This window comes from Nocardia sp. NPDC004260 (assembly GCF_053603155.1).
The window spans coordinates 40,467-63,388 of sequence record NZ_JBSGEZ010000017.1 but is presented as its reverse complement, the minus strand read 5'-3'; the positions used below and the strand labels follow the sequence as shown (position 1 = coordinate 63,388).

The following is a 22,922-nucleotide window of genomic DNA, read 5'->3' as shown; positions in this document are numbered from 1 at the left end:
ATACTCTAGAGTCATGCTCTAGAGGAGGCTGCCATGACCGAACTCGTCACCTACCGGCTGGACGGCGGCGTCGCCACGATCACGCTGGACGACGGTAAGGCGAATGTGATGTCCGAGAACATGCTCGGCGCCATCGCCGCCGCCCTGGACCGGGCCGAGGCGGACCGGGCGGTCGTCCTGTTGACCGGCCGCGCGCGCGTGTTCTCCGCCGGCTACGACCTGGCGACGTTCTCCCGATCCGCCGACGACATCCGCCGCACCTTGCGTGCCGGCGGCAACCTGGTGCACCGGCTGCTCGGGTTCCCGTATCCCGTCGTGGCGGCATGCCCTGGGCACGCCATCGCCCAAGGCGCGTTCGCGTTGCTGGCCACGGACGTACGGTTCGGCGTAGCGGGGGATTTCAAGCTGGGTCTCAACGAGGTCGCGATCGGGCTGACCATTCCGCACTACGGTGTGGAGTTGGCGCGGCACCGGCTCACCGCGCCGGGCTTCGACCGGGCGGCGAACACCGGGATCCTGGTCGCGCCCGAAGAGGCCAGAGAACTGGGCTTTCTCGACGTGCTCACCACCGATGCCGACGACCTGCGCACGCGCGCGACGGCCGAAGCGCACCGGTTGACCGGAATCGACTTCGCGGCGCACACGGGTACGAAGCTGCGTGTGCGCGCGCAGGTGCTCGCCGCGGTCCGTTCCGGCATCGATGCCGAGTTCGGCGAGTAGTCCGCCGTGCGCACCCGCGAGCGCATTCTGGCCGAAGCCACGGAACAGCTCCTGGCCAAGGGGTATGCGTCGTTCACGGTGGCCGGTGTGCGTGATCGGCTCGGTTTGTCCAGCGGCAGCATGTTCCACGCGTTCGGTTCGAAAGCCGAATTGGCCGCCGCGGTCTATGTCTCCGGGATGCTCGACTACCAGCGGACGATGCTGGCGTGCCTCGACGCGCCGGGTGTCGGCGCCGAGCAAGCGATCCGCGCGATGCTCGCGGCCCATCTCGCCTGGGTGGAAGACCATCGCGACCTGGCCCGGTTCCTGTTCGCCACCTTGCCGGACGAGGTGGCCGGCTTCGCCGAACCCGAACTCGCCCAGCACAATCGGGTCTTCTTCGATGCGCTGGAACGCCGGTATCGGGAGCTGCTCGGAACCGCGGAGCCGCGCGGCGGCGGCTATCCGATGGCCCATGCGATCTGTGCCGGACCGGCGCAGGAGTACTGCAGGCAATGGGTGCGCGGACGTGTCGCGGCGCGGCCGCGCACGCTGACGGCGACCTTTCAAGAGGCCGCCATCGCCGCCCTCGCCACGCTGACTCGCTAGGCGGCGGCGCGCCGTAGGCGAACCGGCGCAGCGGGTTCGGGTGGCGATGCGACGAACACCGCGGTTCCTACGGCTTCGGCCGAGTGGCGCGTCCCGCCGCGGCGCGCCCGAGATGTGCAGCCGTCGAGACACCGAACCGCCGGGTCGGTCTCGCGTGCAGTCGGACCGCGCCGGGCGGCGGGGAGTCAGGAGCATCGGCGCCCGGTCGATGCGCGGGCAAGCGGTTGCGGAACGGCGACGGGTGATCAACAGTGGTTGTCGAGTTACGGTGCGGCGACGGGAGGCCACCATGGACCGTACGGACGTCGTTGTCGTCGGTGCGGGATATGCCGGGCTGTGCGCGGCGCGGGCGTTGCGAGCGGCCGGCCGGGATGTCGTCGTCCTGGAGGCGAGCGATCGCGTCGGCGGTCGCACCCGGACCGTGCGGGTCGGCGCCGGATGGGCCGTCGACCTCGGCGGGCAGTGGATCTCGGGCGCGCACACGCGATTCGCCACGCTGGCCGAAGAGTACGGCGCCGCGACCTATCCACCGCCGGAAGGAGTCGACCTGCTGGTCGAGGGCGTGGTCCGGCGGCCATTCACCGGAGCCCGCCCACCGCTTCCGACGTTCGTCCTCGTCGTGCTCGCCCAGGCGATGTGGCGGCTGGAACGGATGGCCGCACGGGTGGATCTCACGCGGCCATGGGCCACAGCGGGCGCCGATCGGCTGGACGCGATGACGGCGGCCACCTGGTTGCGCCGGAATCTGCCGGAGCGGCGGGCGCGGAACCTGGCCGAGGTGATGATCGGCGAGGAGTTGTGCGTGGACGTCGGCAGCATCTCGATGCTCGGTCTGCTCACCACGATCCGTTCGGCGGGCGGCGTCGAGGCCGGGGTCGCCGCCAGTGTCTCCCACAACCGATCCCGGATCACGGGTCCGATCGGGCCGCCCGTCGTGGCGACTCCGCCCGCGATCAGGGCGACCGGAGTGATGAAGACGACGGCCAGCGCGTAATTGCGCGGCACGAACAGTTCGATGCAGAACTGCAGCGCGGCGACCAGCGCGATCAGCGCGTAACCGGTCGGCCCCAGTTGGTAGATGAGCGCGAACAGGCCCAGGCCCGCGATGGTGCCGACGAACCGGTGGATGGCCCGCACCTGTCCGCGCACTCGGTCCGGTCCGGTCTGCAACACGATCAGGGCGCTGAGCACCGCCCAGTGCGGCCGCTCCAGACCGAGCAGCGCGCTCAGCGCACCCGCGCCCAGGCACCCCACGGCGACGCGCATCGCGCTGATCGCCGCGTGCGAGGAGAACGACAGGGAACGCTCGAGCCGAAAACCGATGCCCGGGCGGGCGAACGAGACCAAGGGATCTACCAGCAGATCGTCGGTGTCGTCGTCGGGGGCGTGCCCGGCGAGGTTGCGGCGCGCCTCCTGCAAGGTCGCCAGCAGCTCGGCTTCCCCTGGCTCCGAGGGCAAGCCCGCGTCGTAGACCGCGGCCCACGCGTCCGCCATCGCGGCTCCCGCCCGGTGGCGCAGGTCGATGGCGGGCGTTCCCGCCTCCCGCGCCGCGACATAGGCGTCGACCGCCCGGACCGCCGCGCCGACCGCCACCCGTTCGGGCTTGCGGCGATCCCGCAGCACCCCGGCCATCGAGACTACGATCGACGCGACGACACCGCAGGCCGTGCAGAACAACAATGTCAGCACAGGGGTCCCGACCTCCGCGGCTCTCATCGCGCCCGCGCAGACGAGCGCGAAGAACAGCGCGCCGGGCGGACCGAGCCGCAGCGCGTCGATGACGAACACGGCCACGACCGCGATCGCCGACACCACGACGACCATGAGCAGCGATGACCCGAACCCGATGTCCAGCAGGCTGCCGACCATCGCACCGACACCGCAGGCGGCCAGCAGTGCCGAGCCTGCGGCAAGGACCACCCGGCCGCGCACCCGGAACGGCCGCCCCTCGCCGTAGAGCACGGCGAAGGCGCCGAACATGACGAACACCGCCGCATCCGGATGGCCGAGACCGGTGATGATCGTGGCGGGAGCGGCGAACGCGAGCGCGGCACGCAACGCCACGCTCCACCGCCGGCCCGCGGGCGGCAAAGCGAACAACAGCGAGCCGACTCGGCCCTTCGGTGGCACCGGATCCGGGTATGTCGCGGCCACCTGCTGTCCTTTCTGTTCTGGACGATATACCTGCTGGACACATTAGATTCGGGTCATGACCGCCGACGCTCATCTTCCGCTACCCTCGCGCGTCCACGCCTTCGGCGACGACGCACTCGGTGATCACGACGCCGTCGCCCTGGCCACGCTGGTGCGCGACGGTGCGGTGTCGCCGCGCGAACTGGCCGCCGCCGCGGTGGCGCGCGCCGAGCAGGTGGAACAGTTGGCGGCCGTCGCCTACCGGAGCTACGCGGAGCCGCTGCTGCCCGCCGAGCCGACCGGCGCCTTCTACGGCGTGCCCAGTTTCGTCAAGGACAACACGGACGTCGCGGGCATGCCGACCAATCAGGGCACGGCCGCGTTCCACGCGCGGCCCGCCCGCGCGCACAGCGGCTACACCCGGCAGTTCCTCAGCACCGGCCTCACCGTGCTCGGAAAGAGCGCCATGCCCGAATTCGGCTTCAACGCCAGCAGCGAGACCCCGCATCTCGCGCCAACGCGCAACCCGTGGCACACCGGCCATTCCGTGGGCGGCTCGTCGGGCGGGGCGGCCGCGCTGGTGGCGGCGGGTGTCGTCCCGATCGCGCACGGCAACGACGGCGGCGGTTCGATCCGTATTCCGGCGGCGTGCGCGGGGCTGGTCGGCTTGAAGCCGACGCGGGGGCGGCACGTGGTGTCCGGGCTGGCCCGCACGCTGCCGGTCGACATCGTCAGCGAAGGTGTGCTGACCAGGACGGTGCGCGATACGGCCGCGTACGCCGCTGCGGCCGAACAGTATTGGCGCAATCCCGCGCTCCAGCCGATCGGCCGCGTCGACGGCCCCCCGACCCGGCGCATGCGGGTAGCGCTGGTGCTCGACAATCTCGCGGGGCCGCTGGCCGCCGGGCCCACCCGGGCGGCCGTCGAAAATGTCGCGCGCACACTCGAATCAGGCGGCCATTCGGTCGAGCCGGTGCCGCTGCCGTTCGACGCCGCGATCGAGAGCGCCTTCCTGCACTATTGGGGCCTGCTCGCGGCCGCGATCACCACGACGGGCCGGTTCCTCGACCGCCGGTTCGACGCGCGCCGCGTGGACGACCTGACCGTGGGTCTCCGCGCCCTGTTCCTGCGCCGGGCACTGCACGCCCCGCTCACGCTATACCGGCTCCGCGCGGCGGCCGCCACCTACGAGCGGGCGCTCGGACCCTACGACGCGGTGCTGCTCCCCACGCTCGGTCACACCACGCCGGAGCTCGGCTATCTCAGCCCGACCGTGCCGTTCGACGAACTCATCGAGCGGTTGCGCGCCTACGTCTGTTTCACGCCGATCAACAACATCACGGGAACGCCGGCGATCACGGTTCCGGCGGGCCTGACCGACGCCGGACTGCCGATCGGCGTACAGTTCGCCGCCACCCGCGGCAACGAGCGCACCCTGCTGGAGCTGGCCTACCTGATCGAGGCCGAACGGCCGTTCCCCCGCCTGAATCGCTGAGCCATCCGATGTTCGCGTCGTTCGTGCGCGTGGCGGTCGGTGGGTCAGACGACATTCGCCGCGGACGACGGACGGTCGCGGTGCACCGGGCCGTGGGCGTCGTCGCAGTGGTCCTCCAGCACCGGCAGCAGGCGCTGCGCGTCCACCACGGGCGAGGAGGCGACGGCATGGGAGTGGTCGACCTGCAACGTGGTGTGGGTGATGCCGTAGTCGTGGTCGAGCAGATGCTCGATCCGCTGGCGCAGGCCGTGGCAGTCGGCGCCTGGCCGGACCAGCACATGCGCCGACAGCGCGATGTCACCGGAGGTGATCTGCCAGACGTGCAGATCGTGCACCTCGTCGACGCCATCGATGCCCACCAGCCCGCGCCCCAACGCGTCCGGATCGACGCCCGCGGGAGCGGCCTCCAGGAAGATCCGGCCGGACTCGCGTACCAGCCCGAGCCCCGCCTTGACCATCAGCGCGACGACGATGAGCGTGGCGATGGCGTCCGCCCTCGCGAAGCCGGTGGTCAGCACGACGAGGCCGGCCACGGCGGTGGCGATGAATCCGTACAGGTCGTTGAGCACATGCTGGAAGGCGCCTTCCACGTTGAGGCTGGCGCGATCGGCCTTGCTGATCGCCCAGGTGGCCGCGATGTTGACCACCACACCGGCCAGCGCGGTCGCCAGCACGAGCCCGCCGGTCACCTCGGGCGGCTCCAGCAGGCGGCGCACGGCCTCGTAGGTGAGCCAGCCCGCCAGCACGAGCAGCGTGACGCCGTTGGCCTGCGCCGACAGGATCTCGGCGCGTTTGTAGCCATAGGTGTACTTGCCGTTCGCCGGACGCGCCGCGAGCCGGATCGCGACGAGCGCGAGGACAATGGACGCGGCGTCGGTGAGCATGTGCGCCGCGTCGGACAGCAGGGCCAGCGAGTTGGCCAGCAGACCGATCACGACCTCGACCGACATGAAGCCGACGATGAGGGCGAGCGCGATGGTCAGCCACCGGCGATCGGCCTGACCGGAGAGCGCGTGCCCATGCGCGTGACCGTGTTCGTGTCCCATCGACCCAGCCCTTCCCACACCTGATGTATGCGCATATCTGCATCTGTTCCGTCAGCTTAACCCACCACCAGGGGCGCGCGACAGGGCAGCCGAGTGAGCTGGATCACGTCGCAGAGGTAATCGACGGAACGCCTCACCCGAACAGGGCGTGCACCAACGCATAAGTCGACACGGTGGCGATCAACCCCGCGGAGACACTGACGACCACGTTCATCGCCGCGTAGAAATACGCGGCCCGCTCGGCCAGGCGCACGGTTTCGTAGCTGAACGTGCTGTACGTGGTCAGCGCTCCGCAGAACCCGGTGCCGAGCAGCAGGAAAAGCGGCGAGGACAGCGCCGATCCCGCTCCGCTGAGGGCGCCGAGGACGAGACACCCGAGCAGGTTGACCATGAAGGTGCCCCACGGGAACAGGCTGTCGCGGCGATCCTGCACCACGCGATCGATGAGATACCGCAGCGGTGCGCCGATCGCGCCGCCCACCAGGACCAGCAACACCGTCATCGAGCCGCCTTTCGCGCGCGTCGCAGGCGTTCGTATCCCGCCCTGGTGAGCCACATGGCGGCGAGGGTCGCCGACAGGGCGCAGATCAGCGTGCCCGCCAGATAACCGGCCGCGACGACGATCGTGCCGGGCCGCAGTAGGGCGCGGATCTCGTTGACGTAGGTGGAGAAGGTGGTGAACCCGCCCAGCACACCCACTCCGAGAAAGGGACGCAGCAACCGATGAGCAGCCCAGATCTCGGTTACCGCGACCATGAGCACTCCGATCGCGAAACATCCCGCGACATTCGTGACGAAGGTGGCCAGCGGGAAATGCCCGGGGCGAGCGGGCAACCCCTGCGCCAGGCCGTAGCGGGCGAGCGCGCCGAGCGCCCCGCCGAAGGCGACGACGACCGATACCGGGCCGTGGGTACGCCAGAATTCCCACCGGCGAGCGCGGCCACGCGCGCGATCGGCGATGCCGGTCGGTTCCTCGGTCAGTTCACCCGCCACGCAGATCTTCTACCCGACCGTCCGCGGCGGCGCCACCGCCGGTCACCACGCCGCCGCACTCATCGGCGCTCGGCCTCTCCGGCGCCGTCGTGCGCGACGAGAACCGAGCAACCGACGTGCCGGGCGGCCTTCTCCGCGGTGCTGCCCATGAACCGCCCCCAGATGCCCGAGTGCCCGGTGCGCCCAAGCACCAGCAGGTCGGCATCGTGATCGGCGGCGGCCGTGGCCAGTTCGCGCGCGGCCTGACCCGCGCGCACCTCGGCCCGCACCGCTATGCCGTGCCGTTCGGCGGTCTCGGCGGCCGTGGTGAGCCAGCGGCGGCAGGTCAACTCGCCGATCGAGCGTTCGTCCTCGATCTCGCCGACCACCGGTCCGTAGTGCGGCAGGTACTCCTCGACCGCGACGACCGTGAGCGTGGCGTGGTGCACCGTCGCCAACTCGAGCGCCATCGTCAAGGCGGCCCTGGCGCCCGGTGAATCGTCGTAACCCACCACGATCCGCTGGAACACCTCTCCATTGTGATCCCTCGGCTGGGCCAGAGCCAGCGTTCCAGCAACACCGTGGCAATCACGCCGTGGCCGTGGAGCGATCCGCCGCGAGCACTTCGGCGGCCGCGCGCTCGCCCGAGCGGATCGCTCCCTCGATGTAGCCCGACCACTCCGTCGCGGTTTCGCTTCCGGCCCAGTGGATCGCACCGACAGGGACGCGCAGCGCGGAGCCCGCGGTGGTCAGGACGCCCGGGGGGAAGAAGGCCCCGTAGCCGCCGCGCGTGTACGGATCGTCCGCCCAGACCTTCTCGTGCCACTCGATCGGCTCGCGGGCGGCGTGCCCGAAGGCACGGACGAGCGAACCGATGATCATGGCGCGTCGCTCGGCCGGGGGCAGGGCGGCCAGCCGCTGAGCTGCCCGGCCGGGCACCAGCGCGCCGAGTACGCCCGGACCGCCGGGCCGGGTCGCGTCGAAGGTGACCGGCACCGGATCGTGCAGGTTCAGCGATTGGCCGGTGAGCAGGTCGTCCCGCCAGAACGGCCGCTCGTAGACGGCGAACGCTTTCAGCACCGAGCCCATCGGCATGCGCTGGGTCAATTGGTCGCGCGCGGCGGGCAGCGGCGGATCGTAGGTGATACGTCCGGCGAGGGTGGGCGGCACCGCCACGATCACGTGCTCGGCGTGCACGTCACCGGAGTCGGCACTCACCACAACGCCATCCGCCTGCCTGCGGATACGTGTCACCGGCGCGCCGAGACGCACCGCGTCCCCCAGTTCGGCGGCGATGGCCAGCGCGGGCCCGTCGGCGCCGTCGACGAACAGGCGGTTCACCGTCTCTGCTCGGTGTCGCCGTCGCCGTGCTCGCGCTGCACGGCGTCGCACCCCGCGGGCACCGGCGCACCTTTCGCCGGCTGGAAGACCGGGTGCGCACCACCGCGCGCGCCCTGCTCGACCGGCTGCGCCGTAAGCCGATGGACGCCGAAGCGTGGGTGCTGGTCCAGCATCTGCAGTTCGAGTTGGTCGGCGTGGTGCGCAGCGGCATCGACTCGGCGACCGACGACCCGGAGTGGACCCGCGAATACTGGCCGGAGCACACGGCCCTGGCGCACTTCGGTCATGATCTGCTCGCCGCCTGCTGGGTACTGCGGCCGGGCCAGCGGCTGGCGGACGTGGACGGCTGGGCGGCCCGCTTGGCCGCGGCCCGGTCGGAGCCGGGGGTGGCGTCCGGACCGCCTGCTAGCGTTCGGCGCATGCACGACAGCGTCACGGTCCGGATGGCCGCCCCGGCCGACAAGATCTGGGAACTGGTCAGCGACATCGAGAACACCGGGCGATTCAGTCCGGAGACGTTCGCCGCCGAGTGGCTCGGCGGCGCGACCGGGCCCGCGGTCGGCGTGAAGTTCCGCGGCCATGTCAACCGCAACGGCTGGGGACTGAAATACGCGACGGTGTGCCGCATCGTCGCGTGCGAGCCGGGTCGCGAGTTCGCCTTCACCGTGCTCGGACCACAGGGCATGCCGATCAACACGTGGCGCTATGTTTTCCGCCCGGTGGACGGCGGCACCGAGGTCACCGAGTCGTTTCAGCTGCACAGCAATCCGGTGCTGCGGCTGTATTGGTTGCTGGCCGGGTGGGCGCGCGGCAAGACGAACGTCGAGGGAATGCGCGAGACCCTCAACCGGATCAAGGCCGTCGTCGAATGATCGGGACGCACGAGACCCGAGGCGGGAAAGCATGACCGGTCCCGTACTCCTCGTGCTCGGCGCCGGTCCCGGCGTCGGGCTGTCGGTCGCCCGCCTGTTCGCCGCCGACGGCTTCACCGCCGTGCTGGCCTGCCGGTTGTCCGAAGAGGCCGAGCCTCTGGCCGAACAATTGCGCGAGCAGGGCTTCGACGCGGAGGGCGTCGGCGTGGATCTGCGCGATCCCGCCGACGTGGCCCGAGTCGTCGCGGGGATGGGCGAGCGGCACGGCCGCATCGACGTGCTGCACTTCAATCCCAGCGTCTTCCGCGAGGCCGATCCGTTGCGGCTGTCGGTCGCCGAGTTGCTCGAGGACCTCACCGTGGGCGCCGGGGCGCTGCTGCCCGCCGTGCAAGCGGCGCGTCCCTTCCTGTCCGAGGGCGCCCGCGTGCTGGTCACCGGCAGCGCGGCAGCGGACAAGCCCTGGCATCGGGCCGCTTCGCTCGGTGTCCAGAAGGCGGCGGTGCGCAACCTGGTGACCAGTGTGGACACCACCCTCGCGCCCGAGGGCATCCGAGCGGTCGCGGTGCAGATCAACGGCGTTCTCGGCGAGGGAGCGTTCACCCGGGACCGGGTCGCCGGGGCGCTGTACGCGGCGGCCACGCGCCCCGCCGAGGGATGGACGCCGCACGTCTCCTACGACGGCTGACCTACCTGGGCCGGATCGCCGCGAACTCGATGGGCAAGTGCGCGGGCCCGCGCAGATTGACGTGCTCCCGATACGGTGGCGGGTCGACCGTCAGCCGCGGTGCCTCGACTCGTTGCGCGAACCGGGTCAACGCCACCCGCGCCTCCAGGCGGGCCAGGGGAGCGCCGACGCAGAAGTGAGCCCCGAGGCCGAAGGCCAGATGGCGGTTCTCGCGCGCCGGGTCGAATCCGTCGGGGTCGCCGAACATCGCGGGGTCGCGGTGCGCGGCGGCGATCAGCAGCACCACCAGATCGCCGCGCTGAATGTCCGTGCCGCCGATGGTCAGATCGTCGGCGGCGATGCGCGGGATCAACTGGACCGGCGGGTCGAAGCGCAGCGTCTCTTCGACGACGCCGGCCGCGCGGTCAGGGTCCGCGCGGAGGGCGGCGAGTTCGTCCGGCCTGCGCAGCAGGGCGAGGGTCGCGTTGGCGATCAGGTTGACCGTCGTCTCGTGCCCGGCGACCAGCAGCAGTGCGCAGGTCGAGATCAGTTCCGCATGGGTGAGCACGTCTCCGGCGTCTTCGGCGGCGATGAGTTCGGACAGCAGATCGGGGCCGGGAGCGTGGCGGCGGCGGTCGGTGAGTTCTTCGAAGTAGGCGTACAACTCGGTCCCGGCGCGCTGAATCTCCGCCGGGTCGGCGCGGAACTGGGCGGCCGCGCGAGAAGTCGGGTCGAGCGTGCGGGACAGCAGGGCGGACCAGGCGCTGAGCTTGGCTTCGTCCGCCAGCGGGACGCCGAGTAGTTCGCAGATCACGGTCACCGGCAGGGGATAGGCGAAGTGATCGACGGCGTCGAAGCTCCCCGCACGGGCGCGCTGGTCGAGCAGGTCGTCGACGATCTCGATGATCCGAGGCTCCAGTTGCCGCACCACGCGCGGGGTGAACGCCTTGGACACCAGGCGGCGCAGGCGAGTGTGATCGGGCGGATCCAGGAACAAGAACGAGGGTTTCGCTTGGGCCGCACCGTCTTCCCGCGTGCCGTCGTGGATCGGCATCGAGCCCAGCTGCAGCCGGGCCAGCGACCGGTCGACGCTCGCGCGCGGATCGCGCAGCACGGCGGCGCAGTCGGCGTAGCGGGTGAGCACGACGACCGGAGCCGTGCCGATCCGGAACGAGCCGGAGTCACGCAGCCGTGCGAAGACGGGGTACGGGTCCGGCCGCACGGCGGGGTCGAGCAGGCGCACGTAGTCGTCGGTCGGGTGGTTCATGGTCGTCATCGACACTCCCAGCTGTCCGGCCCGGAGCGGGCGCCGGTCTTGCTCGGTATTATTCCGATACCGTCGGTAGGAAAGCAATACCGTTGTGGGATGCGAAAATGTCGCCATGACACTGCGGCGCCCGGTCGACGATTCGGTCACCCGCGTCGTCGAACTACTCGGCGACCGGTGGACCATCCTGCTCATCGCCGAGGCGTTCTTCGGGGTGCACCGCTTCAGCGATTTCGCGCGCAATATCGGCATCACCAACCGCAACCTGCTCACCAGCCGCCTGCGCATGCTGATCGACGCGGGCATCTTCACCCGCACCGACCACGGCGGCGGCCGGATCGACTATCACCTCACCGGAGCGGGCCGCGAACTGTATCCGATCGTCACCGCGATGATGGTGTGGGGCGACAACCACCTGACCGGGCCGGAGGGCAGGCCGATCGTCCTGGAACATCGCACCTGCGGACACGAGACCTCACCCATGCTGGTCTGCGACCACTGCCGCGAACCGATCGATCCGCGCGATGTGGAACCCAAGGCCGGGCCCGGCTTCCACCAGCCACCCGGGGCCGAACAAGCCGGTTGAGGGATCCGTGAACCCCGACTCGCTCCGCGCTCAATCCAGCAGGTTGACGAATCCCTCGGCCAAGTACAGCGGTAGGAGTAGGTAGTACAGCAGCATCGCCATCGAGCCGGCTCCGATCGTCAACGCGGGTCCCACGCGGTGCCGTCGCGGGAACGTCGCGCAGGGATGGGAGACCGGGTGGTCTCGCGAGTGCAGGAATGTAGTGCAGCTTCCCACCATCGGCAACACCGGGCAGCGTGTCGGGTCTAGTGGAGCGCGCTGCCCTGCACCCACTGATCCCAGGGCACACCCCAGTCGCCGTTCTGCCAGACCTCCAGCGGGGCTCCGCCGGTGTTGCGGATCTCCACCACGTCACCGGGGACGGCGAAATTGAAGAACCACTGGGCGTTCTCGCCGCTGAGGTTGAGGCAGCCGTGCGAGACGTCGGTGTTGCCCTGGGCCCAGACGGTGGAGTCGAGCTGGTGCAAATAGATGCCGTCGGTGCTGATCCGGGTGGCCCAGCCGATGGCCTCCTTGTAGCCGAGCCGGGAGTTGATCGGCAGTCCGTAGGTGGAGGAATCCATGATCACCGGATTGGCCTTGTCCATGACCGTGTAGATCCCGGGCTGGGTCCAGAACGTGATCGTCTTGCCACCGACGACCTCGCTGCCGCCCCTGCCCATCGAGGTCGGCATGGTGCGGATCAGCCTGCCGTTCTCGAAGACCTGGACCTGTTTGGTGTTGTCATCGGCGATCGAGACGTGCGCCGCGCCGATGGTGAACGTGGTCTTGGTGTCCTCCTGGCCGTAGAGCCCGCGGCCGAGTTCCTGGCCGTAGACGTTCGCCGCCACGCTGACCTTGGTGCCCGGCGTGTAGTACTCCCTCGGGCGCCAGTGCGCGTTGCGGTCGTCCAGCCAGTACCAGGAGCCCTCCACCGGCGGATCGGTGGTGACCGCGAGGTGCTTCTCGGCGGCGGCGTGGTCGGGAATGTTCTCGTCGAAGTGGGCCACCACCACGGTGCCCACGCCGAACGTGCCGCCGTCGGACAGTGGGATGCCACCCGTGGTGGCCAGGGACACCTTCGTCTGATTGTTGGGGGTCAGTGTGGAGAAGGTCGAGGTGGCCGGGCCGGTTCTGCCGGTGATGCTCAAACCCTCCGCGGTCACCGAGTAGGTGCGGCCGTAGCCGAGCGGCTCGATGGGTTTCCACGCCGTCTTGTCCGGCGTCATGATCCCGTCGACCGTCTTGCCCTGCTCGTTGGTCATGGTGACCCGGGTCAGCTGGCCGTCGGCGGTGCTCACCTGCACCGGCGCCAGCGGATCGACATTGCCCGCGCCGGAGGAGGGGGTGATCGTGATCGGCGCGGGCGCTGGGCCCGCCGCACCCGGTGTCTTCCCCGGCCCCGACGAGGATGAGCACGCCGCCACGAGCACCGCCATGATCAGGGCGAGCCCCGCGACGATTCCGGATCGGACGCGACTGGTCGCCATGAAATCTCCTGTATCCGCCCAGCGCAACGAATGGCGCATTCGCGCCTGTATATCCCCCTCGCAGTTTACCGACCCGTCTCGCGCGCGAACCCGTGCGGAGCGCTGCCCACGGCAGACTCCCAGCCACTACACAGGAAGGGCCTCGGCGGAAAACCGCTGGCTCCCGGGCGGTCGACCTTTCTACCGTCGCGGCGTATGGAGATCGACTACCGATGGCGAGGCGCTCTGACCGACAGCGAACTGGCCGACTTGACGAGATTGCACGGCGGCGACGCGGACCCGGGATGGTGGGACCGCGCGGCGCGGCACAGCCTCGGCTGGGTCACCGCCCGGACCGGCGATAACTCGCTTGCCGGTTTCGTCAACGTGGCGTGGGACGGCGGCGACCACGCGTTCCTGCTCGACCCGAAGGTGCGGTCCGAGTGGCAGCATCGAGGCATCGGCACCGAACTCGTCGCCAACGCCGCGCAAGGCGCCAGGACGGCGGGCCGCACCTGGTTGCACGTCGATTTCGAGGATCGCCTCGCGCCGTTCTACTTCGATGCCTGTGGTTTCCGCGCCACGACAGCCGGACTTTTGCGACTGCGCGGCCACGGGTGACGGCCGAAAGTACCGATCGGGACCACGTCGGCGCGTGCCATGCTGAGGGCCGGAGTCGACCGAGGGGAACGAATGCGGAATCGCCCATCGGCAGCGGAGTTGCTGGACTCGCTCGCCGAGCTGCTCGAGGAGACGCTGCTACCCGCCCCGCCCGCGGGGTTGCGGCACACTGCGAAAGGGTGAATGCCCGATGGATTTCGAGCTACCTGCGGAACTGGTCGATTACCTCGCCGAACTCGACGCGTTCATCGATCGGGAGATCGCCCCGCTCGAGCAGGCCGACGACAACATCCGCTTCTTCGACCACCGCCGCGAGGACGCACGCACCGACTGGGAGCGCGGCGGCCTGCCGAACGAGGAGTGGGAGGAGCTGCTGGCGGAGGTCCGCAGGCGCGCCGACGCAGCCGGTCACCTGCGCTACGCGTTCCCCGCGCACTACGGCGGGCGGGACGGCACCAACCTCGGCATGGCCGTGATCCGCGAGTACTTGGCCCGGCGTGGCCTCGGATTGCACTGCGATCTGCAGAACGAGCACGCGATCGTGGCCAACAACGTCGGCCTGTTGCTCATGCTCGAGTACGGCACGCCCGAGCAGCAGGCGGAGTGGGTGGACGGACTGGCCTCGGGAACGAAGTTCTTCGCCTTCGGCATCACCGAGCCCGAGCACGGCTCCGACGCGACGCACATGGAGACCTCGGCGGTCCGCGACGGCGACGACTGGGTGATCACCGGGCGCAAGACCTGGAACACCGGCGTGCACATCGCCGACGCCGATCTGATCTTCGCGCGCACCTCGGGCGGCCCCGGCGACGCGACCGGCATCACGGCGTTCCTGGTGCCCACCGACGCACCCGGGTTCGTCGTCGAGGAGTACCTCTGGACCTTCAACATGCCCACCGACCACGCCCGGGTCGCGCTGGACGGCGTCCGGGTCCCGGACTCCGCCGTCTTCGGCGGCGAGGGACGCGGCTTGGCGGTGGTCCAGCACTTCTTCAACGAGAACCGCATCCGCCAGGCCGCGTCCAGTCTCGGCGCGGCGCAGTACTGCATCGACCAGTCGGTGGCGTACGCCAAACAGCGCAAGCCCTTCGGCAAGCCGTTGGCCACCAACCAGGCGATCCAGTTCCCCTTGGTGGAACTGCACACCCAGTGCGAGATGTTGCGCGCCCTCATTCACAAGACCGCTTGGTCGATGGACACCTACGGCACGTTCGCCGTCTCCGAGCAGGTCTCGATGTGCAACTACTGGGCCAACCGGTTGTGCTGCGAGGCCGCGGACCGCGCCATGCAGGTGCACGGCGGCCTCGGCTACTCCCGGCACAAGCCGTTCGAGCACATCTACCGCCACCACCGGCGCTACCGGATCACCGAGGGCGCCGAGGAGATCCAGATGCGGCGCGTCGCGGGCTACCTGTTCGGCTTCATGGGCGGCAAAGCGCCGAAGGGGGTGTGAAGCGGACGGTTCAAAGGCGGCGGATGCGGGCCAGCCAGGCGGCGGCGTCGACCTTGCCGGACTCGGAGATGTCCAAGTCCGCCGCCTCTTGGGCCACCACTTCGGTGACCCGTCCGCGGTACTTGGTGGCTCGCAGGTCCTCCAGCGTCCAGCCGTCGCGGAACGAATCCCGGATCACGGTGTCGCTGATCCGTGGGCCGAACCCCGGCTCGGCATCCGAAAGCGCGAGGACATAGACCGTGCCGCCTGGCTTGCAGACCGCGTGCAAGCTGCGGACGTATGCGGCGCGCGCCTCGTCCTCGGTCCCGAAGACGTGGAACAACGCGCTGTCGACGACGGTGTCGAACGCGGGCGCGGAGCCGGGCGGGTCACCGGAGAAGTCCGGCCGGTCGCCGAGGGCCAGCGCGTCCGCCACCTCGAACGAGGCGGATGGCACACCCTGCTCGGCCGCGTTGGCGCGCGCGCACGCCACCGCGCTCGGCGACATATCTATTCCGCGCACGTCGTATCACAGTCGGGTCAGCAGGATCGTGTGCTCACCCGTGCCGCAGCCCGGGTCGAGCACGCGGCCGGTGATGCCGCCCTCCCGCTCCAGCGCGACAATGGCCGGTTGCGGCTCGCCGATCACCCAAGGGGCGGTGTCGTTGTCATAGACGATGTTCCATGCTTCAGCTGGACGAGTCATGCCACCTGCTTCATCCTCAACCACCGTTGAGGTCAACCCGACACGGTCGGGAGTTGTGCCAGGTCCGGAGCATGTGGACTGCGTCGACGCGATGGTCGCGGGTACGCGCTGGGTATGAGCACACCGAATATCGATCCCGAAACGGCGGAGTCGATGCAGCAGGACGCGGATTTCGCCGAGGAGCACACCAAACCGACGCACGCCGACGAGCACCCGACCGGTGAGCAGCTCGAGACCGATGAGTCGACCCCGCGCGGCCACGGCGGAATGGATCGGTGAGCACGGCGTGGCACGGTTCCACGCGGAAACCGTGCCACGCGACCGCGCTCACGCGATGGCGACCATCCGGGCCGCGTTGGCGGATTCGTCGTCGGCCGCCTGGTTGGCGGCCAGTTCGGCGTGCACCCGCTCGCGGTACCGGGTGATCTCCCGCTCGGTGGCGGCGGCGTCCCAGCCGAGGTGCGCGCCGATCAGCCAGGCCACCTCGGGCGCGGCGGCCAGACCGCGGTCGGCGGCCTCGATGGATACGCGGGTGCGGCGGGTGAGCACGTCGTCCAGGTGCAGCGCGCCTTCGTGCGTCACCGCGTACACCGCCTCCGCGCCGAGGTACTCCGGCGCGCCGGTGAGCGGACGGCCCAGGTCCGGTTCGCGGGCGATCAGGTCGAACAGGTCGGTGATCGCCGAACCGTAGCGGCCGAGCAGACGCTCGACCGTCGCCCGCGGCAGGCCCGCGCGTTGCGCAAGGCTGTCGAGGTCGGCCGCGAGTTCCTGATAACCCACCGCGCCGAGGATCGGCAGGTGCTCGGTCACCGACGGCGCGACCGCGCGGCCCAGTCCCGCCACCGCCGCGTCCACGACGTCGGCGGCCATCACCCGGTAGGTGGTGTACTTGCCGCCCGCGATCACGAACAGACCGGGAGCCGGTTCGGCGACCGCGTGCTCCCGCGAGAGCGTCGCGGTGTCGGCCGACGCGCCGGACAGCAGCGGGCGCAGCCCCGCGTACGTGCCGACGATGTCGTCGCGGGTGAGCGGCTCGCGCAGCACCTGGTTGACGTGGTCGAGCAGGTATTGCACGTCGGCGTCGCTGGCGGCCGGATGGTCCTTGCTCAGCGACCAGTCCGTATCGGTGGTGCCGATGATCCAGTGGCCGTGCCACGGGATGACGAACAGCACGCTCTTCTCGGTGCGCATGATCAGGCCGGTGTCCAGATGCAGGCGATGACGCGGCACCAGGATGTGCACGCCTTTCGACATGCGGACGTGGAACGGGAACTCGACGCCGGTCATCCGGTTCATCTCGTCGGTCCACACGCCGGTGGCGCTGATCACCCGGCGCGCGCGCACCGTGTGCACCCGGCCGGTTTCCAGGTCGGTGACCTCCGCGCCCACGACGCGCTCGCCGTCGCGCAGCAGCGCCGTCACCTTGGTGCGGGTGAGCACGGTCGCGCCGTGCTGAGCGGCGGTACGCGCGACCATCATCGTGTGTCTGGCGTCGTCGACCTGCGCGTCGAAGTACCGGATCGCGCCGGTCAGCGCGTCCTCGCGCAGCGCGGGCGCCAACTCCAGCGCGCGGGTGTGCGACAGGTGCCGATGCATCGGCAAGGCGCGGGCGCCGCCGATCGTGTCGTACAGGGCGACGCCCGCGCCGATGTAGGCGCGTTCCCAGACGCGATGCCGCAGCGGCAGCAGGAACGACACCGGCCGCACCAGGTGCGGGGCCAGCCGGCGCAACAGCAGGCCGCGTTCCTTCAGCGCCTCCCGCACCAGCCAGAAGTCCAGCTGCTCCAGGTAGCGCAGCCCGCCGTGGATGAGCTTGCTGGAGCGGCTGGAGGTGCCTGCCGCGAAGTCCCTGGCCTCCACCAGGGTCACGGTGAGGCCGCGGGCGGCGGCGTCGAGGGCGGCGCCCGCGCCGACCACGCCGCCGCCGATGACGAGTACATCGATCTCGGTGTCGCCGAGTGCGTTCACCGCGCGGGCGCGGTACTGGGCGTCCAATCGTGCGGACACAGCGGTATCTCTCCTTGTTTCGGGGTTATTCGGGTAGGACGGCGTCGCCCCTCATTCGTCGACGTCGATCCAGTCGAGGGTGCGGGTGACGGCCTTCTTCCAGCGCGCGTAGCCACGCTCGCGCTGTTCCTCCGACCAGGTCGGATGCCAGCGCTTGGCTTCGTTCCAGTTCTGTTCCAGCTCGTCGGTGTCGTTCCAGAAGCCGACCGCGAGCCCCGCCGCGTAGGCCGCGCCGAGCGCGGTGGTCTCGGCGACCACCGGACGCGACACCGGCACACCGAGGAAGTCGGCCTGCAGCTGCATGCACAGCTCGTTGGCGGTGACGCCGCCGTCCACCCGCAGCACGTCCAGCCGCACGCCGGAGTCGGCCTGCATCGCCTCGACCACGTCGCGGGTCTGGTAGCAGATCGATTCCAGCGTCGCCCGCGCGAGATGGGCGTTGGTGCTGTAGCGGGACAGACCGACGATCGCGCCGCGCGCGTCCGAGCGCCAGTACGGCGCGAACAGTCCGGAGAACGCGGGCACGAAATACACCCCGCCGTTGTCCTCGGCCTGCCGGGCGAGCGATTCGCTCTGCGCCGCACCGGAGATGATGCCCAGCTGGTCGCGCAGCCACTGCACCGCCGAGCCGGTCACCGCGATGGAACCTTCCAGCGCGTACACCGGCTTCTCCCCGCCCAACTGGTAGGCCACCGTGGTCAGCAGGCCGTGCTGCGAGCGCACGATCTCGGTTCCGGTGTTGAGGAGCAGGAAGTTGCCGGTGCCGTAGGTGTTCTTCGCCTCGCCGGGACGGAAGCAGACCTGTCCGACGGTGGCGGCCTGCTGGTCGCCGAGCACGCCCGCCAGCGGCACCGCGCCGCCGAACGGTCCGTCGGCGCGGGTGGTGCCGAACAGTTCCGGGTTCGCCGAGGGAGCGATCCGGGGCAGCATCGCGCGCGGCACCCCGAACAGGGACAGCAGTTCGTCGTCCCAGTCCAGGGTCTCCAGGTTCATCAGCATGGTGCGGCTGGCGTTGGTCGGGTCGGTGATGTGCACGCCGCCGTCGACACCGCCGGTCAGCTGCCACAGCAGCCAGGTGTCGGTGGTGCCGAACAGCGCGTCGCCGCGTTCGGCGTCCTCCGCCACCCCGGGGACGTTGTCCAGGATCCAACGCAGCTTGCCGCCGGAGAAGTACGTGGCGGGCGGCAGGCCCGCCTTGCGCCGGATGATGTCGCCGTGCCCGGCTCGTTCCAGCTCGGCGGCGATCCGGTCGGTGCGGGTGTCCTGCCAGACGATCGCGTTGCAGTACGGCCGCCCGGTCTTGCGGTTCCACACCACCGTGGTCTCGCGCTGGTTGGTGACGCCGACCGCGGCCAGGTCGCTCGCGACCAGATCGGCCTTGGTCAAGGTGGTCTGGATGACCGCGCGGGTGCGCTCCCAGATCTCGGTCGGATTGTGCTCCACCCAGCCCGGGCGCGGCAGGATCTGCTCGTGCTCGAGCTGGTGGCGGGCGACCTCGTTGCCACCGTGATCGAACACCATGAAGCGGGTGCTCGTGGTGCCCTGGTCGATGGCGCCGACGTACTGGCTCATCGCGGTCCTTTCGGGAAACTACTGGGGAAGAGAAGGATTCAGAACAGGAACTGCGCGGCGAGTCCGGCCAGCGCGCCGCCGAGCAGCGGGCCGAGCACCGGCACCCAGGCGTAACCCCAGTCGGAGTCCTTGCCGTGCGGTGCGGCGTCGGGCGATTCGGCCGGAGCGGGCGCACCCGCGCCCACGGGGACCAGGACCGCGTCGGCGGGGGCGGGCTTGCTCACCGGCAGCAGCGCGTGCGCGATGCGCGGACCGAGATCGCGAGCGGGGTTGATGGCGTATCCGGTCGGGCCGCCCAGGGAGGCGCCGATGCCGACGACCAGGAGCGCGGCGGCGGCCGGGCCGAGCCCGCTCGGGGTGTGGCCGAAGGTGAGGATCACCAGGACGAGGATGAAGGTGCCGATCACTTCGGTGACGAAGTTCCAGCGCAGGGCGCGAATCGCGGGGCCGGTGGCGAACACCGCGAGCTTCTTCTCCTCGTCGGTGTCAGCGTCGAAGTGGCGCTTGTAGGCGACGTAGGCCACGGTCGCGCCGAGGAAGGCGCCGGCGAATTGGCCGCTCAGGTAGGCGAGTGTCGTCGAGCCGGAGATCGCGATGCCGGGGGCGAACTCGTCGGCCCCGCTGAACAGGATGCCGACGGTGACCGCGGGGTTGAGATGGCCGCCGGTCTTGTAGGCGACGTAGACGCCCGCAAGGACCGCGAACCCCCATCCCACGTTGATCAGCAGCCAGCCGCCGTCCAATCCTTTGGACTTCGCCAGCAGTACGTTCGCGACCACACCGACCCCGAGCAGCACCAGCACGCCTGTGCCGAGTGCTTCACTGAGGAAGATCGAGCCGAAGTTCATCGTTGAGCCTCCGTTCGCCCCGCAGGTCGCGGACGCGACCGTGCGTGAAACGGAAACTACGGCGGGATGCGGAACCCGGATACAGCTGCCGTTCGACAATGTCGAACGCCTCGACTGGTTGCCGGAAGGCGGCGACGCTACCGTCCGACGCGCGAGGAGGATGTATGGCGCAGCTCACACTGGGTTTCAATGATGTTGCTCAGGTATCACCAGCCGTTCGACATTGTCGAATCACGACACGGGTAGGTTCCCCGATATGCCAGGTGCGATCCAATCGATCGAGCGGGCGGCGGCCGTTCTGCGGCTGCTGGCCCGCGGCTCCGGGCGGCTCGGCGTCGGCGACATCGCGGGCGCGCTCGACCTGCCCAAGCCGACCGCGCACGGCATCCTGCGCACGCTGCAAGGCGTCGGCTTCGTCGAACAGGATCCGGCCACCGGCAAGTACCAACTCGGCGCGGCGCTGCTGCACCTGGGCACCAGCTACCTCGACGCGAACGAGTTGCGCTCCCGCGCGATCAACTGGGCCGACGCGCTGGCGGCGCGCACGGGCGAGTCGGTGCGGATCGGCGCGCCGATGGACGGCGCGGTGGTCGTGGTGCATCACGTGTTCCGGCCGGACAATACCCAGCAGGCGCTCGAACTCGGCGAACTGCTGCCGCCGCACGCCACCGCGCTGGGCAAAGTCCTGCTCGCCTACGACGCCGAGCTGGCCGCCACGACACGCAGCGCCGAGCTGGCCCCGCTCACACACCGCACCCTGGTCGACCGCACCGCGCTCGCCAGGGCGCTGGGCGGCGTCCGGCAGGCCGGATGGGCGGGCGACACCGAGGAATTCCGGACGGGCGAGGCGGGTATCGCGGCGCCGATCCGGGCGCCCGGTGGCCTCGTGGTCGGCGCCATCGGCATCACCGGCGCGGTGGACCGGCTCTGTGACGCCCAGTTGCGGCACCGGCCCACGCTGGTCGGTCAGGTGCTCGACGCCGCACGGGCGGTGTCGCGCGATCTCGGTACGAGTCACTGACTTTCGTCCCCGCGGTGACCGTCCGATGTCGATCAGGAGCAGCCGAGCATGAAGCAGCGTTACGTGCTGGCCATCGACCAGGGCACCACCTCCACGCGGTGCATCCTGTTCGACCAGCGTGCCCGGCTCGTCGGCGTCGCGCAGCGCCCGCACCGGCAGCACTATCCGCGGCCGGGCTGGGCGGAGCAGGACGCGCTGGAGATCTGGCGCAATGTCGAGCGGATCGTGCCGCAGGCCCTGCGGGATTCCGGTGTGACGGCCGACCGGATCGCCGCGCTCGGCATCGCCAACCAGCGCGAGACCACCGTGGTGTGGGACCGCCGCACCGGCACGCCGATCGGGCGCGCCATCGTCTGGCAGGACGTGCGCACCGAGGAACTGGTCCGCGGACTGGGGAACAAGCCGGGCGCCGACCGGATCCGCGAGCTGTGCGGCCTGCCACTGGCCAGCTACTTCGCCGCGCCGCGGCTGCGCTGGATGCTGGACTCGGTGCCAGGTCTGCGCGAGCGCGCGGAACGGGGCGAGGTGCTGTTCGGCACCATGGAGACCTGGCTGATCTGGAACCTCACCGGAGGCCCCGACGGCGGGCTGCATTGCACCGACGTCACCAACGCCAGCCGCACCCTTCTGATGAACCTGCGCACCCTCGCCTGGGACGACGAACTGCTGGAGTTCTTCGGCATCCCCGCCCGCATGCTGCCGCGCATCCAGCCCTCGATCGCGTCCTACGGCAACACGCGCCGGGTGGTGCCGGGCATCCCGATCGCCGCCGCCCTCGGCGACCAGCACGCCGCGCTGTTCGGCCAAACCTGTTTCGCGCGTGGGGAGACCAAGTGCACCTACGGCACCGGCGGCTTCCTCATGATGAACACCGGACGCGACCTGGTGCGTTCCGAGCACGGCCTGCTCACCACGATCGGCTACCAGATCGGCCCCGAGCCGGTCTACGCGCTGGAGGGGCCGATCGCGGTCACGGGATCGCTCGTGCAGTGGGTGCGCGACAACATCGGATTGGTCACCAGTGCGCCGGAGATCGAAACCCTCGCGCGCACCGTCGAAGACAACGGCGGCTGCTACGTCGTGCCCGCGTTCTCCGGGCTGTACGCGCCGCATTGGCGCAGCGACGCGCGCGGTCTCATCGCCGGGCTGACCTCCTACATCACCAAGGGCCACATCGCGCGCGCCGTGCTGGAGGCGACCGCTTGGCAGACCCGGGACGTGGTGGAGGCGATGAACGCCGACTCCGGCCTGCAAGCCGCGGCGCTGCGCGTGGACGGCGGGATGACCTCGAACAACCTGCTCATGCAGATCGTGGCCGATGTGCTGGATGTTCCGGTGCTGCGGCCGTTCGTCGCCGAGACGGTCTCACTGGGCGCGGCGTACGCCGCGGGCCTCGCCGTGGGGTATTGGCCCGACCTAGAGGGATTGCGCAACAATTGGCGCCTTGCCGCCCAATGGGTTCCGCGCATGGACGCGGAGCTGCGGGAGGACGAGTACGAGAACTGGAAACGCGCGGTCGAGTTGACCTTCGGCTGGGTGCGGTCGAAGAAGCGGGCGCGGCGGTGAGTCCGGTGCCAGGCGCT

General features: G+C 70.1%; 22 protein-coding genes and 2 pseudogenes. 12 read left to right on the top strand and 12 right to left on the bottom strand.

The window, feature by feature from the left end:
* Positions 1–33: 33 nt before the first annotated feature.
* The 3 genes from ACWEO7_RS12875 to ACWEO7_RS12865 are packed head-to-tail and all read left to right on the top strand — an operon-like array spanning position 34 to position 2,302.
* Positions 34–720 (top strand): crotonase/enoyl-CoA hydratase family protein, encoded by a 687-nt coding sequence (locus ACWEO7_RS12875; RefSeq protein ID WP_452423185.1) that lies wholly within the window; start codon positions 34–36, stop codon positions 718–720.
* A 6-nt stretch (positions 721–726) separates the two neighbouring features.
* Positions 727–1,308: a TetR/AcrR family transcriptional regulator gene (locus ACWEO7_RS12870; protein ID WP_452423183.1), complete on the top strand. Its 582-nt coding sequence runs from the start codon at positions 727–729 to the stop codon at positions 1,306–1,308.
* Positions 1,309–1,354: 46 nt separating this feature from the next.
* Positions 1,355–2,302: a flavin monoamine oxidase family protein gene (locus ACWEO7_RS12865; RefSeq protein WP_452423258.1), complete on the top strand. Its 948-nt coding sequence runs from the start codon at positions 1,355–1,357 to the stop codon at positions 2,300–2,302.
* Here ACWEO7_RS12865 and ACWEO7_RS12860 read toward each other — a convergent pair.
* Positions 2,197–2,574, bottom strand: a pseudogene (locus tag ACWEO7_RS12860) (FUSC family protein); the annotation flags it as partial. The gene ACWEO7_RS12865 and the pseudogene ACWEO7_RS12860 overlap by 106 nt on opposite strands.
* 943 nt (positions 2,575–3,517) lie before the next feature.
* Here ACWEO7_RS12860 and ACWEO7_RS12855 point away from each other — a divergent pair.
* Complete coding sequence (locus ACWEO7_RS12855) at positions 3,518–4,936, top strand: amidase (RefSeq protein WP_452423181.1); 1,419 nt, start codon at positions 3,518–3,520, stop codon at positions 4,934–4,936.
* A gap of 44 nt (positions 4,937–4,980) precedes the next feature.
* On the opposite strand, the gene ACWEO7_RS12850 is transcribed toward ACWEO7_RS12855, so the two are convergent.
* The 5 genes from ACWEO7_RS12850 to ACWEO7_RS12830 form a co-directional block, all read right to left on the bottom strand.
* A complete protein-coding gene (locus ACWEO7_RS12850; protein ID WP_452423179.1) occupies positions 4,981–5,982 on the bottom strand; it encodes a cation diffusion facilitator family transporter in 1,002 nt (333 codons plus the stop codon).
* A gap of 133 nt (positions 5,983–6,115) precedes the next feature.
* Complete coding sequence (gene crcB / locus ACWEO7_RS12845; protein WP_452423177.1) at positions 6,116–6,484, bottom strand: fluoride efflux transporter CrcB; 369 nt, start codon at positions 6,482–6,484, stop codon at positions 6,116–6,118.
* Positions 6,481–6,975, bottom strand: coding sequence for a fluoride efflux transporter FluC (locus tag ACWEO7_RS12840; RefSeq protein WP_452423175.1), 495 nt, complete (start codon positions 6,973–6,975; stop codon positions 6,481–6,483). Before ACWEO7_RS12840 ends, crcB begins: the two co-directional genes overlap by 4 nt.
* A 59-nt stretch (positions 6,976–7,034) precedes the next feature.
* Positions 7,035–7,484 (bottom strand): universal stress protein, encoded by a 450-nt coding sequence (locus tag ACWEO7_RS12835; protein ID WP_452423173.1) that lies wholly within the window; start codon positions 7,482–7,484, stop codon positions 7,035–7,037.
* Between the two features lie 58 nt (positions 7,485–7,542).
* On the bottom strand, positions 7,543–8,295 hold the full coding sequence (locus ACWEO7_RS12830) for a flavin monoamine oxidase family protein (protein ID WP_452423171.1): 753 nt from the start codon (positions 8,293–8,295) through the stop codon (positions 7,543–7,545).
* A 419-nt stretch (positions 8,296–8,714) separates the two neighbouring features.
* On the opposite strand from ACWEO7_RS12830, the gene ACWEO7_RS12825 reads away from it, so the two are divergent.
* Both ACWEO7_RS12825 and ACWEO7_RS12820 read left to right on the top strand, forming a co-directional pair.
* Positions 8,715–9,167: an SRPBCC family protein gene (locus ACWEO7_RS12825; protein ID WP_355075977.1), complete on the top strand. Its 453-nt coding sequence runs from the start codon at positions 8,715–8,717 to the stop codon at positions 9,165–9,167.
* A gap of 31 nt (positions 9,168–9,198) precedes the next feature.
* Positions 9,199–9,852, top strand: coding sequence for an SDR family NAD(P)-dependent oxidoreductase (locus ACWEO7_RS12820; RefSeq protein WP_452423169.1), 654 nt, complete (start codon positions 9,199–9,201; stop codon positions 9,850–9,852).
* 1 nt (position 9,853) lies between these two features.
* Here ACWEO7_RS12820 and ACWEO7_RS12815 read toward each other — a convergent pair whose 3' ends face one another.
* On the bottom strand, positions 9,854–11,107 hold the full coding sequence (locus ACWEO7_RS12815) for a cytochrome P450 (RefSeq protein ID WP_452423167.1): 1,254 nt from the start codon (positions 11,105–11,107) through the stop codon (positions 9,854–9,856).
* Positions 11,108–11,213: 106 nt separating this feature from the next.
* Between ACWEO7_RS12815 and ACWEO7_RS12810 the strand changes: the two genes are divergently transcribed.
* The gene (locus ACWEO7_RS12810; RefSeq protein ID WP_452423165.1) at positions 11,214–11,684 is read left to right on the top strand and encodes a winged helix-turn-helix transcriptional regulator; all 471 of its coding nucleotides are present in this window, start codon (positions 11,214–11,216) and stop codon (positions 11,682–11,684) included.
* Positions 11,685–11,929: 245 nt separating this feature from the next.
* On the opposite strand, the gene ACWEO7_RS12805 is transcribed toward ACWEO7_RS12810, so the two are convergent.
* Entirely contained in the window at positions 11,930–13,153 is a 1,224-nt protein-coding gene (locus ACWEO7_RS12805) for a L,D-transpeptidase (RefSeq protein ID WP_452423164.1), read from the bottom strand.
* A gap of 195 nt (positions 13,154–13,348) precedes the next feature.
* Between ACWEO7_RS12805 and ACWEO7_RS12800 the strand changes: the two genes are divergently transcribed.
* Both ACWEO7_RS12800 and ACWEO7_RS12795 read left to right on the top strand, forming a co-directional pair.
* A complete protein-coding gene (locus tag ACWEO7_RS12800; protein ID WP_452423162.1) occupies positions 13,349–13,753 on the top strand; it encodes a GNAT family N-acetyltransferase in 405 nt (134 codons plus the stop codon).
* 190 nt (positions 13,754–13,943) lie between these two features.
* Entirely contained in the window at positions 13,944–15,206 is a 1,263-nt protein-coding gene (locus ACWEO7_RS12795) for an acyl-CoA dehydrogenase family protein (protein ID WP_452423160.1), read from the top strand.
* 10 nt (positions 15,207–15,216) lie between these two features.
* Here ACWEO7_RS12795 and ACWEO7_RS12790 read toward each other — a convergent pair.
* A pseudogene (locus ACWEO7_RS12790) lies at positions 15,217–15,891 on the bottom strand (class I SAM-dependent methyltransferase).
* Positions 15,892–16,005: 114 nt separating this feature from the next.
* Between ACWEO7_RS12790 and ACWEO7_RS12785 the strand changes: the two are divergent.
* Complete coding sequence (locus ACWEO7_RS12785; protein ID WP_452423158.1) at positions 16,006–16,170, top strand: hypothetical protein; 165 nt, start codon at positions 16,006–16,008, stop codon at positions 16,168–16,170.
* A gap of 48 nt (positions 16,171–16,218) precedes the next feature.
* Here the strand turns inward: ACWEO7_RS12785 and glpD are convergent, their stop codons facing one another.
* From glpD to ACWEO7_RS12770, 3 genes are read right to left on the bottom strand one after another with little or no spacing between them, the layout of a single operon-like run.
* Positions 16,219–17,898, bottom strand: a complete 1,680-nt coding sequence (gene glpD / locus ACWEO7_RS12780; RefSeq protein ID WP_452423156.1) for a glycerol-3-phosphate dehydrogenase — start codon at positions 17,896–17,898, stop codon at positions 16,219–16,221.
* 51 nt (positions 17,899–17,949) lie between these two features.
* The gene (glpK, locus tag ACWEO7_RS12775) at positions 17,950–19,470 is read right to left on the bottom strand and encodes a glycerol kinase GlpK (protein WP_452423154.1); all 1,521 of its coding nucleotides are present in this window, start codon (positions 19,468–19,470) and stop codon (positions 17,950–17,952) included.
* Between the two features lie 38 nt (positions 19,471–19,508).
* Positions 19,509–20,318 (bottom strand): MIP/aquaporin family protein, encoded by an 810-nt coding sequence (locus ACWEO7_RS12770; protein ID WP_452423152.1) that lies wholly within the window; start codon positions 20,316–20,318, stop codon positions 19,509–19,511.
* A gap of 256 nt (positions 20,319–20,574) precedes the next feature.
* On the opposite strand from ACWEO7_RS12770, the gene ACWEO7_RS12765 reads away from it, so the two are divergent.
* Positions 20,575–21,339 carry an IclR family transcriptional regulator gene (locus tag ACWEO7_RS12765; protein WP_452423150.1) on the top strand — a complete coding sequence of 255 codons (765 nt, stop codon included), beginning with the start codon at positions 20,575–20,577 and terminating at the stop codon, positions 21,337–21,339.
* A 48-nt stretch (positions 21,340–21,387) separates the two neighbouring features.
* Entirely contained in the window at positions 21,388–22,905 is a 1,518-nt protein-coding gene (gene glpK, locus ACWEO7_RS12760) for a glycerol kinase GlpK (RefSeq protein WP_452423148.1), read from the top strand.
* The last annotated feature ends 17 nt before the right edge of the window (positions 22,906–22,922 follow it).

Excerpts from the sequence above, each read along its gene's own strand:
- ACWEO7_RS12875 (WP_452423185.1), top strand. The coding sequence starts at position 34 with ATGACCGAACTCGTCACCTACCGGCTGGACGGCGGCGTCGCCACGATC.
- ACWEO7_RS12865 (WP_452423258.1), top strand. The coding sequence starts at position 1,355 with ATGCGACGAACACCGCGGTTCCTACGGCTTCGGCCGAGTGGCGCGTCC.
- ACWEO7_RS12855 (WP_452423181.1), top strand. The coding sequence starts at position 3,518 with ATGACCGCCGACGCTCATCTTCCGCTACCCTCGCGCGTCCACGCCTTC.
- ACWEO7_RS12850 (WP_452423179.1), bottom strand. The coding sequence starts at position 5,982 with ATGGGACACGAACACGGTCACGCGCATGGGCACGCGCTCTCCGGTCAG.
- crcB (WP_452423177.1), bottom strand. The coding sequence starts at position 6,484 with ATGACGGTGTTGCTGGTCCTGGTGGGCGGCGCGATCGGCGCACCGCTG.
- ACWEO7_RS12825 (WP_355075977.1), top strand. The coding sequence starts at position 8,715 with ATGCACGACAGCGTCACGGTCCGGATGGCCGCCCCGGCCGACAAGATC.
- ACWEO7_RS12820 (WP_452423169.1), top strand. The coding sequence starts at position 9,199 with ATGACCGGTCCCGTACTCCTCGTGCTCGGCGCCGGTCCCGGCGTCGGG.
- ACWEO7_RS12815 (WP_452423167.1), bottom strand. The coding sequence starts at position 11,107 with ATGACGACCATGAACCACCCGACCGACGACTACGTGCGCCTGCTCGAC.
- ACWEO7_RS12810 (WP_452423165.1), top strand. The coding sequence starts at position 11,214 with ATGACACTGCGGCGCCCGGTCGACGATTCGGTCACCCGCGTCGTCGAA.
- ACWEO7_RS12805 (WP_452423164.1), bottom strand. The coding sequence starts at position 13,153 with ATGGCGACCAGTCGCGTCCGATCCGGAATCGTCGCGGGGCTCGCCCTG.
- ACWEO7_RS12800 (WP_452423162.1), top strand. The coding sequence starts at position 13,349 with ATGGAGATCGACTACCGATGGCGAGGCGCTCTGACCGACAGCGAACTG.
- ACWEO7_RS12795 (WP_452423160.1), top strand. The coding sequence starts at position 13,944 with ATGGATTTCGAGCTACCTGCGGAACTGGTCGATTACCTCGCCGAACTC.
- ACWEO7_RS12785 (WP_452423158.1), top strand. The coding sequence starts at position 16,006 with ATGAGCACACCGAATATCGATCCCGAAACGGCGGAGTCGATGCAGCAG.
- glpK (WP_452423154.1), bottom strand. The coding sequence starts at position 19,470 with ATGAGCCAGTACGTCGGCGCCATCGACCAGGGCACCACGAGCACCCGC.
- ACWEO7_RS12770 (WP_452423152.1), bottom strand. The coding sequence starts at position 20,318 with ATGAACTTCGGCTCGATCTTCCTCAGTGAAGCACTCGGCACAGGCGTG.
- ACWEO7_RS12765 (WP_452423150.1), top strand. The coding sequence starts at position 20,575 with ATGCCAGGTGCGATCCAATCGATCGAGCGGGCGGCGGCCGTTCTGCGG.
- glpK (WP_452423148.1), top strand. The coding sequence starts at position 21,388 with ATGAAGCAGCGTTACGTGCTGGCCATCGACCAGGGCACCACCTCCACG.